The sequence below is a fragment of the Pseudofrankia coriaricola genome (assembly GCF_032027725.1).
Classification (GTDB): Bacteria; Actinomycetota; Actinomycetes; order Frankiales; family Frankiaceae; genus Pseudofrankia.
Map to the genome: position 1 here is coordinate 1 of NZ_JASNFO010000124.1, position 13,273 is coordinate 13,273.

At 66.7% G+C, this 13,273-nt stretch carries 5 protein-coding genes and 3 rRNA genes; 5 read left to right on the forward strand and 3 right to left on the reverse strand.

What is annotated here, in order from left to right:
- The first annotated feature begins 210 nt into the window (after positions 1-210).
- The 5 genes from QOZ89_RS42690 (at position 211) to QOZ89_RS42710 (ending at position 9,865) form a co-directional block, all read left to right on the forward strand.
- Positions 211-1,717: ribosomal RNA gene (locus QOZ89_RS42690) — 16S ribosomal RNA — on the forward strand.
- A 389-nt stretch (positions 1,718-2,106) separates the two neighbouring features.
- Positions 2,107-5,215, forward strand: a 23S ribosomal RNA gene (locus QOZ89_RS42695).
- A gap of 94 nt (positions 5,216-5,309) precedes the next feature.
- Positions 5,310-5,426, forward strand: a 5S ribosomal RNA gene (gene rrf, locus QOZ89_RS42700).
- Together the 16S, 23S and 5S rRNA genes form the textbook arrangement of a ribosomal RNA operon.
- 392 nt (positions 5,427-5,818) lie before the next feature.
- Positions 5,819-9,103, forward strand: coding sequence for a fused isobutyryl-CoA mutase/GTPase IcmF (icmF, locus tag QOZ89_RS42705; protein ID WP_071050663.1), 3,285 nt, complete (start codon positions 5,819-5,821; stop codon positions 9,101-9,103).
- A 255-nt stretch (positions 9,104-9,358) separates the two neighbouring features.
- Entirely contained in the window at positions 9,359-9,865 is a 507-nt protein-coding gene (locus QOZ89_RS42710; RefSeq protein WP_071050662.1) for a MarR family winged helix-turn-helix transcriptional regulator, read from the forward strand.
- On the opposite strand, the gene QOZ89_RS42715 is transcribed toward QOZ89_RS42710, so the two are convergent.
- Genes QOZ89_RS42715 through cbiE form a run of 3 tightly spaced genes read right to left on the reverse strand, consistent with a single transcriptional unit; the run spans position 9,862 to position 13,114 of the window.
- Positions 9,862-10,869, reverse strand: a complete 1,008-nt coding sequence (locus QOZ89_RS42715) for a precorrin-6A/cobalt-precorrin-6A reductase (protein WP_083419115.1) — start codon at positions 10,867-10,869, stop codon at positions 9,862-9,864. The two genes, QOZ89_RS42710 and QOZ89_RS42715, sit on opposite strands and share 4 nt — an antisense overlap.
- Positions 10,857-11,609, reverse strand: coding sequence for a precorrin-4 C(11)-methyltransferase (gene cobM, locus QOZ89_RS42720; protein ID WP_071050661.1), 753 nt, complete (start codon positions 11,607-11,609; stop codon positions 10,857-10,859). Before cobM ends, QOZ89_RS42715 begins: the two co-directional genes overlap by 13 nt.
- On the reverse strand, positions 11,606-13,114 hold the full coding sequence (gene cbiE / locus QOZ89_RS42725) for a precorrin-6y C5,15-methyltransferase (decarboxylating) subunit CbiE (protein WP_241841953.1): 1,509 nt from the start codon (positions 13,112-13,114) through the stop codon (positions 11,606-11,608). The genes cobM and cbiE overlap by 4 nt, the downstream gene beginning before the upstream one ends.
- Positions 13,115-13,273 lie beyond the last annotated feature (159 nt).

The following is a 13,273-nucleotide window of genomic DNA, read 5'->3' on the forward strand; positions in this document are numbered from 1 at the left end:
GTCCGCTCCTTGAGAACTCAACAGCGTGCCATAGAAGTCAGTGCCATATTTTGACCCCGTTCCGCGGGTGGTGCTGGTGTCGGGCCTGGATGGTCTGGTGCTGGTGTTGTCTGTGGGGGTTTGTAAGGTTCCTTTGGCATTTGATGGACGATCTACGGATCTGTGTCCATATTTTGTCGGGGTTTCTCCCATCGAGGGAGTTTTAGAGCATCGATGGAGAGTTTGATCCTGGCTCAGGACGAACGCTGGCGGCGTGCTTAACACATGCAAGTCGAGCGGACCTTCGGGTCAGCGGCGAACGGGTGAGTAACACGTGGGCAACCTGCCCCAGGCTCTGGAATAACTCCGGGAAACCGGGGCTAATGCCGGATATTCACACCTTCGGGCATCTGGTGGTGTGGAAAGATTTATTGGCTTGGGATGGGCCCGCGGCCTATCAGCTTGTTGGTGGGGTAGTGGCCCACCAAGGCGACGACGGGTAGCCGGCCTGAGAGGGCGATCGGCCACACTGGGACTGAGACACGGCCCAGACTCCTACGGGAGGCAGCAGTGGGGAATATTGCGCAATGGGCGAAAGCCTGACGCAGCGACGCCGCGTGAGGGATGACGGCCTTCGGGTTGTAAACCTCTTTCAGCAGGGACGAAGCGCAAGTGACGGTACCTGCAGAAGAAGCACCGGCCAACTACGTGCCAGCAGCCGCGGTAATACGTAGGGTGCAAGCGTTGTCCGGAATTATTGGGCGTAAAGAGCTCGTAGGCGGCCTGTCGCGTCGGCTGTGAAAACCCGGGGCTCAACCCCGGGCCTGCAGTCGATACGGGCAGGCTAGAGTCCGGTAGGGGAGACTGGAATTCCTGGTGTAGCGGTGAAATGCGCAGATATCAGGAGGAACACCGGTGGCGAAGGCGGGTCTCTGGGCCGGAACTGACGCTAAGGAGCGAAAGCGTGGGGAGCGAACAGGATTAGATACCCTGGTAGTCCACGCCGTAAACGTTGGGCGCTAGGTGTGGGGGACCTTCCACGGCCTCCGTGCCGCAGCTAACGCATTAAGCGCCCCGCCTGGGGAGTACGGCCGCAAGGCTAAAACTCAAAGGAATTGACGGGGGCCCGCACAAGCGGCGGAGCATGTGGCTTAATTCGATGCAACGCGAAGAACCTTACCAGGGCTTGACATGCGGGGAAATCCATCAGAGATGGTGGGTCCTTAGGGGTCCCGTACAGGTGGTGCATGGCTGTCGTCAGCTCGTGTCGTGAGATGTTGGGTTAAGTCCCGCAACGAGCGCAACCCTTGTCCTATGTTGCCAGCGAGTTATGTCGGGGACTCATAGGAGACTGCCGGGGTCAACTCGGAGGAAGGTGGGGACGACGTCAAGTCATCATGCCCCTTACGTCCTGGGCTGCACACATGCTACAATGGCCGGTACAATGGGCTGCGATACCGCGAGGTGGAGCGAATCCCAAAAAGCCGGTCTCAGTTCGGATCGGGGTCTGCAACTCGACCCCGTGAAGTCGGAGTCGCTAGTAATCGCAGATCAGCATTGCTGCGGTGAATACGTTCCCGGGCCTTGTACACACCGCCCGTCACGTCATGAAAGTCGGTAACACCCGAAGCCGGTGGCCTAACCCTTGTGGAGGGAGCCGTCGAAGGTGGGACCGGCGATTAGGACGAAGTCGTAACAAGGTAGCCGTACCGGAAGGTGCGGCTGGATCACCTCCTTTCTAAGGAGCATCCCGTGGTTTGTCCGCGGGGCCGGTTCCTGGCTGTGCATGCCGGGCTGGTTAGCTCAGTGGCGTGGAATGCTGACTTCAGAGGCCGTCCTGCGGCCAGGTGGTGGCTAGTACTCCCTGTCCTTCGGGGTGGGGGTGGAACGTGCCGGCTGGTGGGGAGGCGGTTTCGTGTGGTGCGCTGTTGGGTCCTGAGGGAGCGGAAATCGTTTCTTCGGTGGCCATCGACCCCCGGGTCCTTCCTCTTGTGGGGGGGGTTCGGGGGTTGGCTGCGGTACGGACCAGTCCTTCCAGACATCGGCCCCGGGTGGGGTGGCGGTCTGGGTGTGGGGTTGGGGTCGTCCGTTCTTTGAGAACTGCACAGTGGACGCGAGCATCTTTGTGGCCAAGTTATTAAGGGCGCACGGTGGATGCCTTGGCACCAGGAGCCGATGAAGGACGTGGGAGGCTGCGATATGCCTCGGGGAGCTGTCAACCGAGCTGTGATCCGAGGATTTCCGAATGGGGGAACCCGGCAGGATGCTAAGTCCTGTCACCCGCACCTGAACTCATAGGGTGTGTGGAGGGAACGCGGGGAAGTGAAACATCTCATTACCCGCAGGAAGAGAAAACAACCGTGATTCCGTGAGTAGTGGTGAGCGAAAACGGATCTAGGCTAAACCTGTTTCGTGTGATAGCCGGCAGGCGTTGCGGAACAGGGGTCGTGGGACGGCTCGGATGGTTCTGCCGAACTGTCAGGGAGTTATAAAGCGTCGTGTTAGTCGAAGACCATGCGAATGGGTCGCCGTAGCGGGTAACAGCCCCGTAGACGAAAACATGGCGCCTCCCGAGTTGTATCCCAAGTAGCACGGAGCCCGTGAAATTCCGTGTGAATCTGGCGGGACCACCCGCTAAGCCTAAATACTCCCTGGTGACCGATAGCGGACTAGTACCGTGAGGGAAAGGTGAAAAGTACCCCGGGAGGGGAGTGAAATAGTACCTGAAACCGTGTGCCTACAATCCGTCGGAGCTGGGCTTCGGTCTGGTGACGGCGTGCCTTTTGAAGAATGAGCCTGCGAGTTTGCGGTGTGTGGCGAGGTTAACCCGTGTGGGGTAGCCGTAGCGAAAGCGAGTCCTAACAGGGCGTTTCAGTCGCATGTCTAAGACCCGAAGCCGGGTGATCTACCCATGGCCAGGTTGAAGCGCGGGTAAGACCGTGTGGAGGACCGAACCCACCAGTGTTGAAAAACTGGGGGATGAGCTGTGGGTAGGGGTGAAAGGCCAATCAAACCCGGTGATAGCTGGTTCTCCCCGAAATGCATTTAGGTGCAGCGTCGTGTGTTTCTTGCCGGAGGTAGAGCACTGGATGGGCTAGGGGGCCTACAAGCTTACTGAACTCAGCCAAACTCCGAATGCCGGTAAGTGAAGCGCGGCAGTGAGACTGCGGGCGATAAGGTTCGTAGTCGAGAGGGAAACAGCCCAGATCGCCAGCTAAGGCCCCTAAGCGTACGCTAAGTGGAAAAGGATGTGGAGTCGCACAGACAACCAGGAGGTTGGCTTAGAAGCAGCCATCCTTGAAAGAGTGCGTAATAGCTCACTGGTCAAGTGATTCCGCGCCGATAATGTAGCGGGGCTCAAGCGTACCGCCGAAGCTGCGGCACTCACATGTTTGCCTAACTGTCTCCTTTGGGGGTGGTTCAGGTGTGTGGGTGGGTAGGGGAGCGTCGTGTGGCGTGTGAAGCGGCGGGGTGACCCAGCCGTGGATGCCACGCGAGTGAGAATGCAGGCATGAGTAGCGAATGACGGGTGAGAATCCCGTCCGCCGGATGACCAAGGGTTCCTGGGGCAGGTTCGTCCGCCCAGGGTGAGTCGGGGCCTAAGGCGAGGCCGACAGGCGTAGTCGATGGATAACGGGTTGATATTCCCGTACCGGCGCTGGTGCGCCAGTACCGAACCCTGCTGTACTAACCTTCTGTCGTGGTGGCCTTCGGGTTGCCTCGGTGGTGGGGATCTTGGTGGGTAGTAGGTAAGCGATGGGGTGACGCAGGAGGGTAGTCCATCCCGGGCGGTGGTTGTCCCGGGGTAAGCGTGTAGGACGTCAGGTAGGCAAATCCGCCTGGCATGTGTCTGAGACGTGATGCCGAGCCGATTGTGGCGAAGTGGATGATCCCATGCTGTCGAGAAAAGCCTCTAGCGAGTGCCAGGGCCGCCCGTACCCGAAACCGACACAGGTGGTCAGGTAGAGAATACCGAGGCGATCGAGTGAACTGTGGTTAAGGAACTCGGCAAAATGCCCCCGTAACTTCGGGAGAAGGGGGGCCACTACCGGTGATGACACATGCTGTCTGAGCTGGTGGGGGCCGCAGAGACCAGGGGAAAGCGACTGTTTACTAAAAACACAGCTCCGTGCGAAGCCGTAAGGCGATGTATACGGAGTGACGCCTGCCCGGTGCTGGAACGTTAAGGGGACGGGTTAGCTCTTCGGGGCGAGGCTCAGAACTTAAGCGCCAGTAAACGGCGGTGGTAACTATAACCATCCTAAGGTAGCGAAATTCCTTGTCGGGTAAGTTCCGACCTGCACGAATGGCGTAACGACTTTCCTGCTGTCTCGACCACAGACTCGGCGAAATTGCACTACGAGTAAAGATGCTCGTTACGCGCGGCAGGACGGAAAGACCCCGGGACCTTTACTGCAGCTTGATATTGGTGTTCGGTCCGGCTTGTGTAGGATAGGTGGGAGACTGTGAACCTGAGACGCCAGTTTCAGGGGAGTCACTGTTGAAATACCACTCTGGTCGTGCTGGATGTCTAACCTGGGTCCGTGATCCGGATCAGGGACAGTGTCAGGTGGGTAGTTTAACTGGGGCGGTTGCCTCCTAAAGAGTAACGGAGGCGCCCAAAGGTTCCCTCAGCCTGGTTGGCAATCAGGTGTCGAGTGCAAGTGCACAAGGGAGCTTGACTGTGAGACCGACGGGTCGAGCAGGTGCGAAAGCAGGGACTAGTGATCCGGCGGTGGCTTGTGGAAGCGCCGTCGCTCAACGGATAAAAGGTACCCCGGGGATAACAGGCTGATCTTGCCCAAGAGTCCATATCGACGGCAAGGTTTGGCACCTCGATGTCGGCTCGTCGCATCCTGGGGCTGGAGTAGGTCCCAAGGGTTGGGCTGTTCGCCCATTAAAGCGGTACGCGAGCTGGGTTTAGAACGTCGTGAGACAGTTCGGTCCCTATCCGCCGCGCGCGTAGGAGTCTTGAGAAGGGCTGTCCCTAGTACGAGAGGACCGGGACGGACGAACCTCTGGTGTGCCAGTTGTCCCGCCAGGGGCATGGCTGGTTGGCTACGTTCGGAAGGGATAACCGCTGAAAGCATCTAAGCGGGAAGCTCGCTTCGAGATGAGGTCTCCCACAGGGTTAACCTGGTAAGGCCCCCGAGAGATGATCGGGTTGATAGGCCAGATGTGGAAGCACAGCAATGTGTGGAGCTGACTGGTACTAATAGGCCGAGGGCTTGTCCTACAAAGATGCTACGCGTCCACTGTGCGGTTCCCGAGGAACGGCAGACCACCCCCCACTCGCCGTGGGGGGAGTGGTGTCGATAACTCGATAGTGTTTCGGTGGTTTTGGCGGAGAGGGTACGCCCGGTCCCATTCCGAACCCGGAAGCTAAGTTCTCCAGCGCCGATGGTACTGCTCGGGAGGCCGGGTGGGAGAGTAGGTCACCGCCGAACAATCATTGACGGAAGGCCCGTCGTCCCCAGAGAACACTCTGGCGCGGACGACGGGCCTTCCGCATATCCACACCCCCCACACCCGCGACCACACCGCCGGCCACCGGCCCACACACCTCCAGACCCGGCCCCGACACACCACCCGGCCCACCCCGACCAGCCCGCCCGGCGACCTGCGCCCACGGGCCCAACCGACGTGGGCATCCGGATCGCCTGAGTTCACGGTCACGGGAACCTGCGTCAGGTCGGCGTCGCGGCGGGATCGACCGCGTCACAGTCGGTAGGACGACCGTCGGTCCACTGGCACCCAATAGATGGACGTCCTACTATTGGTAGGCCAAGCTACGTCGCCACCCGGCCCGGCATGGGGCCGTCTCTCAGGAGTGCATGCGATGAGCGCAACCTCAGCCCTCCACGCGCCTGTCTACCCGTTCCGGGCTGTCACCGCCGGCTCGCTGTTCGACGGGCACGACGCCGCGATCAACATCATGCGGCGCTTGCTGCAGGCGCAGGGCGCTGAGGTGATCCACCTTGGCCACGACCGCGGCGTCGAGCAGGTGGTGACAGCCGCGGTCCAGGAGGACGTCAACGCCGTCTTCGTGTCCTCCTACCAGGGTGGACACGTCGAGTACTTCAGCTACCTCGTCGAGCGGCTTCGTGAGCGGGGCGCCGGCCACATCCGGGTCTACGGCGGCGGCGGCGGAGTCATCGTCCCGGAAGAGATCGAGCTGCTGCACGCGCGTGGAGTCGCCAGGATCTTCTCGCCGGCGGACGGGCAGCGGCTCGGCCTCCCGGCGATGATCAACCTCACTCTTCAGGAGAGCGACCGCGACCTCGCGGCCGAACATTCCTCTCTCGACGCGTTGCTCGCGGGCGATGAGACGGCGCTGGCTCGGACGATCTCCGTCCTGGAGGCCGGCCGTTCCCCCGAAATCGCGGAGGCCGTGCAGTCGGCCGCTGCCGGCCGCACAGTTCCCGTGCTCGGTATCACCGGCACCGGTGGCTCCGGCAAGTCGTCGCTCACCGACGAACTGATCCGCAGGCTTCGCCTCGATCAGGAGGACAAGCTGCGGATCGCGGTGATCGCCGTCGACCCGAGCCGTCGCCGTGGCGGTGGCGCGCTGCTTGGCGACCGAATCCGGATGAACTCCCTCGGCGACACCGCCCCCGGCGGCCCGGTCTACTTCCGTTCGCTGGCCACCAGGACCGCCGGCGCGGAGGTCCCCGGACATCTGTCCGAGATCATCGCCGCGACCAAGGCCGCCGGCTTTGACCTCGTCATCGTCGAGACCCCGGGCATTGGGCAGGGAGATGCGGCGATCGTGCCGTACTGCGATGTCTCCCTCTATGTGATGACGCCGGAGTACGGCGCCGCGTCCCAGCTCGAGAAGATCGACATGCTGGACTTCGCTGACGTCGTCGCCATCAACAAGTTCGAACGGCGTGGTGCCGAGGATGCTCGCCGCGATGTCGCCCGTCAGCTGGTCCGCAACCGCGAGGCGTTTGGCACTTCATGGGACGAGATGCCGGTCTTCGGCACCTCGGCGGCCCGATTCAACGACGATGGCGTCACTGGGCTCTACCAGGAACTGAAGAGGCTGCTTGGCGGGCACGGCTTGGCCCTTGCTCCGGGAAGGCTGCCCGGCGTCACTGTGCGCGCCTCCAGTGGCCTGACGACCGTTGTTCCGCCGGCGCGGGTCCGCTACCTCGCCGAGGTCGCCGAGAGCGTCCGCAACTACCACGCCAGGACCGAACAGCAGGCCGAGACCGCCCGCCTGCGGCAGCACGTCACCACCACACTGGAGGCACTCGAGGGCGCTGAGGCCCGTTCCATCGCCCGGGTCGATGCGCCTACCTCGGCGACGGCCGCTGTTGTCGCCCTGCGTGAGGAGGCCGACGCCGCGCTCGATCCCGAAACCCGCAAGCTGATCGAGTCGTGGCCGGCGCTCGTCGCCGAGCGCGCCGGTGACGAGATGGTCTACCGGGTGCGGGACAACGAGATCCGCACGCCGCTGACCCGGACGACGCTGTCGGGCACCAAGATCCCCCGCGTGGCGGTCCCGAAGATCGACGACGATGGCCGCCTGGTGCGGTTCCTGCGTCGAGAGAATCTGCCGGGGCTGTTCCCGTTCACCGCCGGCGTCTTCCCGTTCAAGCGGGCCGGTGAGGCGCCGGCCCGGATGTTCGCCGGCGAGGGCGACGCGTTCCGGACCAACCGCCGGTTCCACTTCCTATCGGCGGGCGCGGCCGCGACCCGGCTGTCGACCGCCTTCGACTCCGTCACGCTCTACGGCCGGGATCCGGAGACGCGGCCGGACATCTATGGCAAGGTCGGCACTTCGGGCGTCTCGATCGCGACCCTCGACGACATGAAGGCGCTCTACGACGGCTTCGATCTTTGCGCGCCGACGACGAGCGTTTCAATGACGATCAACGGCCCGGCGCCCGCGATCCTCGCGATGTTTCTGAACACCGCGATCGACCAGCAACTGGCGAGATTCACGGCCGAGAACGACCGAGAGCCGTCGGCCGACGAGGCCGCGGTGATCCGGGCCGAGGCGCTGTCGACCGTGCGGGGCACCGTGCAGGCCGACATCCTCAAAGAGGACCAAGGCCAGAACACCTGTATCTTCTCCACCGAGTTCGCGCTGCGCTGCATGGCGGACGTGCAGGAATGGTTCATCCAGAACGCGGTCCGCAACTTCTACTCGGTCTCGATTTCCGGCTACCACATCGCCGAAGCCGGGGCCAACCCGATCAGCCAGCTCGCGTTCACGCTCACCAACGGCTTCACCTACGTCGAGACATACCTCGCCCGAGGCATGAAGATCGACGACTTCGCACCGAACCTGTCGTTCTTCTTCTCCAACGGCATGGACGCCGAGTACAACGTGATCGGCCGGGTTGCCCGGCGGATCTGGGCCGTCGCGATGCGCGAGAAGTACGGGGCCAGCGAGCGCTCGCAGAAGCTGAAGTACCACGTCCAGACTTCCGGCCGGTCCCTGCACGCGCAGGAGATGAACTTCAACGACATCCGGACGACGCTGCAGGCTCTGTGCGCGATCTACGACAACTGCAACAGCCTGCACACCAACGCCTATGACGAGGCCGTGACGACGCCGACCGAGCAGTCCGTCCGCCGCGCGCTGGCCATCCAGATGATCATCGACAAGGAGTGGGGCCTGGCCGGCAACGAGAACCCGTTGCAGGGGTCATACATCATCGAGGAGCTCACCGACCTCGTCGAGGAGGCGGTCCTCGCGGAGTTCGAGCGAATCTCCGAGCGTGGCGGCGTGCTCGGCGCGATGGAGACCGGCTACCAGCGCGGTCGCATCCAGGACGAGTCGATGCTCTACGAGCACCGGAAGCACGACGGCTCGCTCCCCATCGTCGGAGTCAACACCTTCCTCGCCCCAGACAACTCGGACGACACCGCCACCGCCCTGGAACTCGCCCGAGCCACGGAGGCCGAGAAGAAGTCCCAGCTCGACCGGCTCGCGGACTTCCACAACCGGCACCGCGACGAGGCCCAGGAGACGCTGCGCCGGCTGCGCGATGTCGCGGCCTCCGGCGGCAACACCTTCGCGGCGCTGATGGATGCCGTCCGCGTGTGTTCGCTCGGCCAGATCACCGAGGGGTTCTTCGAGGTCGGCGGCCAGTACCGCCGCAACGTCTAAGCGCCTCGAAGACCGCTGACGCGTCCAGACCTCCCAGGGTGACGGGGGCTGGCGGGCGCGGCGGGTGATACCGGTGGGTAGGTACGGTGGTACTGGTGGGTAAGGTGTGGCGTCAGCCGCGCCGCGCGCGGTGGCGCCGTTTTGCCTTGACGTCCGGACGTGGGATGCAATGAACACCACCTACCGTGACCACAGGCCGAGACCCGCGTCGACGGTGGCCCCCGTCGACGCCAGCACCCGCCGGAGCGCAGTATCGTGCCGCCGCGCAAGCCCCTCCCCTTCGACCCGATCGCCGAGGCGCGACGGCAGTGGTCCGCGCACGGATGGGCGGAGGCCGCCGACGGGATGGCCGCCGTCACCTCGCTGATGCGTGCCCAGCAGATTGTGCTGGCCCGTGTCGACGAGGTGCTGCGGCCGTTCGAGCTGACGTTCGCCCGCTACGAGGTGCTGATGCTGCTGTTGTTCAGCCGCAGCGGTTCGCTCCCACTCAATCGGATCGGGGTCCGCCTGCAGGTCCACCCGACGAGCGTCACCAGCGCCGTCGACCGGCTCGAGACGCGCGGCCACGTGCGCCGCACACCACACCCGACCGACCGGCGCGCGATCCTCGCCGAGATCACCGACGAGGGCCGGGCGACCGCACTCGCCGCCACCGAGAAGCTCAACGACACCGTCTTCGCGGAGCCCGGCCTGCCCGACGGCGGCATCGACACCCTCGTCGGCCTGCTCAACGAGATGCGCCAGGCCGCCGGGGACTTCTAGGCGACCGCTGAGGCGAGCTCACGCAGCGCGGCAAGGACGCCGTCCACGTTGGGCCAGGTGGGTGGGACCGGGCCGGTCACAGTTGGCCGGTCGACCATGACGACTGGCAGACCGAGCGCTCGGGCGGCATCCAGCTTCGCCACTGTGAGGTCGCCGCCGCTGTCCTTGGTGACGAGCACCCGAATTCGGTGGTCGCGCAGCAGCCGGGTCTCGCCGTCGATCGTGTACGGGCCGCGGTCCAGCAGGACGGTGTGCCGGGTCGGCAGGAGATCGGCGGGGGGGTCGACGGCCCTGATCACGTAGTGGCGGTCGGGATCGGCCGCGAAGGGCGCGAGTTGGCGGCGCCCGGTGGTGACGAAGACGGCCGAGCCGGGCGGGCACAGCGCCCTGGCCCGCTCCGCGGCCGCCGCGAGATGGGGCACGCGATGCCAGTCGTCGCCGGGGCGGCGGGTCCAGCCGGGCCGGGCGAGCCGGAGCAGGGGCACGGCGCCACCCTCGCGCGGGCGATCCCCGCCGTAGCCGTCCTCGTGCTGGCGGTCCCCGCTGGGGCTGCCCTCGCCGGTGCTGCCCTTGGTTGGGCCGGGCCCGGTTGGGCCGGGTGCGGCGCTGCCCTCGGCTGGGCCGGGCTCGGCTGGACTGGGTTGGGCGAGGGGACTGTGTGCCCGGGCCGGTGCGGGCTCCGGTGCCGCCGCCTGCCCGCCTGGTTCCTCGTCGACGCTCGTGCTCGCGCACGCGGCGACGGCGTGCGCGGACATCGTCGCGGCGAACGGGTGCGTCGCGTCGACGACGACGTCGATCCCGCGGGTGCGCAGGAACGCGCGCAGGCCCGCGACCCCGCCGAAGCCGCCGATCACGGTCTCGCCCGCGGGCAGCGCGGGGTCGCTCACCCGCCCCGCGAGCGACGTCGTGACCGTGAAGCTCAGTTCGTCTATGAGCGCGGCGTCGACGAGCGCGGCGGCGAGGTCGCGGGCCTCGCGCGTGCCGCCGAGGATCAGGACACGCACGAGCGGTCCCGCTCCACCGAGTACAGATGGCTGTCGCGGAAGCCGCCCGCCGCCAGCGCGTCGCCGACGATGATGACCGCCGCCCGGCGGACCCCGGCGGCTCGCACGGCCGCGGCGATGTCGGCCAGGCGGCCGCGCAGCACGACCTGGTCCGGCCGGGACGCCCAGGCGACGACGGCGACCGGGGTGTCGGCGCCGTACACCGGCAGCAGGTCCGCGACCACCGCCTCGATCCGCTGCACGGACAGGTGGATCACCATGGTCGCCCGGGCGGCGCCGAGGGCGGCGAGCGTCTCCCCGGCGGGCATGGCGGAGGCGTTCTCGCTGGTGCGGGTCAGCACGACGCTCTGGGCGACGCCCGGCACGGTCAGCTCGCGGCGCAGCTCGGCGGCGGCGGCCGCGTACGCCGACACTCCAGGGCACACGTCGTAGGGGACGCCGGCGGCGTCGAGACGGCGCGTCTGCTCGGCGACGGCGCTGAACACCGACGGGTCGCCGCTGCACAGCCGGGCGACGTCGAGACCGGCCGCGTGCGCGTAGAGGAGGTGGCCGACGATCTCGTCGAGGGTCAGCCGAGCGGTGTCGACGAGCCGCGCGTCGGGAGGGCAGTGCGCGAGCACCGCCGGGTCGACCAGGCTGCCCGCGTACAGGCAGACGGGGGACGCCGCGATCAGGTCCCGGGCGCGCAGCGTGATCAGGTCGGCGGCGCCGGGTCCCGCGCCGATGAAGTGGACGGTCATCGCGTCGCTCCCTTGGTGTGGACCCACTGGGTGACCGGGAGGGCGGGGCGGAAGGCCGTGAACGAGCCGACCGGCTCGGCATGGGAGATCGCGATCCGGCGCAGCCGGCCGCCGGCGCGGCGGTGCCAGCCGGCGAGCAGCGCCTCCGTCTCTATCGTGACCGCGTTGGCGACGAGGCGGCCCCCGGGCGGCAGGGCCGCAAGGCAGGTCTCGATCACGCCCGGGGCGCTGGCACCGCCGCCGACGAACACGGCGTCCGGCGTCGGCAGGCCGGCGAGCGCGCCCGGCGCGCGGCCCTCGACGACGCGCAACGTGTCCGGTGCCGCCGGGGTCCCTGCCGGATCGGCGGCAGGGTTCCCGCCGGATCGGCGGAGCCCGGGGTCCCTGCCGGATCGGCGAAGCCCGGGGTCCCTGCCGGATCGGCGAAGCCGATCTGGGAGGTCTGCTGGCAGGTCTGCTGGGAGGTCTTCTGGGAGGTCAGCGATCCGGGAGGTCTGGGCGCGGCCGGCGGGCCGCTCGACGGCGCCGGCGAGGCGCTCGGCGTTCGCGCGGAGATGGGCGGCGCGGTCGGCTCGCGGCTCGATGGCCACCGCCCGGCACCGGCGGTCGGCGCGCAGCCATTCCGTCGTGATGCCGCCGCTGCCGGCGCCGACGTCCCAGAGCAGCTCGCCGGGTGCCGGCGCGAGCGCGGCCAGGGTGACCGCGCGGACCTCCTGCTTGGTGAGCACACCATCGGTGGCGAATGCGTCATCGGGCAGCCCTGGCACCCGGGCGGCCATCGCCCGCGCGTCGGCCGCGGGGTTCGGCCCGCAGCGGACCGCGACGATGGTGAGCCGGTCGTGTGGCGGCGGCGCGGCGCCGGCGGGGTGGGTGCTCACCCGTTCCCGCGGGCCACCGAGCCGTTCCAGCACGGTGAGCTCGGCGTCGAGGCCGCGTTCGGCCACCAGGCGGCCGACCTGGGCGGCGCCGTCCTCGTCGCCGGTGAGGACGAGCACCCGGGCGCCGGGGCGCAGCTCGGGGCTGACGGCCGCGTAGGGCCGGCCGACCGCGCTGACGACGGACACCTCCTCGACCGGCCAGCCGAGCCGCGCGCAGGCCAGCGAGATCGACGACGGCGCGGACAGCACCCGCACATGCTCGGCGCCGAGTGCCCGTACGAGCGTCCACCCGACGCCGTAGTGCATCGGGTCGCCGCTGGCCAGCACGGCGACCCTGCGCCCCGCGTGGGTCTCGGGCAGGGCCGCGGCCGCGGCGGCCAGGTCACGGGGCCACGCCTCGCCCGCGCGTACCCGCCCGGCGACGAGTGCGAGCTGGCGTGGGCCGCCGAGCACGACATCGGCGATGGCGAGGGCCTCCCTGGCCGGCTGGCCGAGCCCGTCCCAGCCGTCCTCACCGATCCCGACGACGGTCACATCGAAGGTCGCGCCGACGGTCACGCCGACGTCGGCGGCTCGGGCGGGCTCGGCGGCGGGCCCGGTCGCGGCGGGCGGGGGGCTGGCTGGCACAGGGGCGATTGTGCATGTCCTCAGCTCGCGCCGTCGCGTTGATGGCGGTAAGCGGTTCCATGGGGTGTTGGTCGTCACTATCCCGGGGCAGCCCTCCCATGGCACCATGCCTGCCAGGCGACATGAGGGGAACTCCGGTGCGGCGCGCGGCGCCAAGGC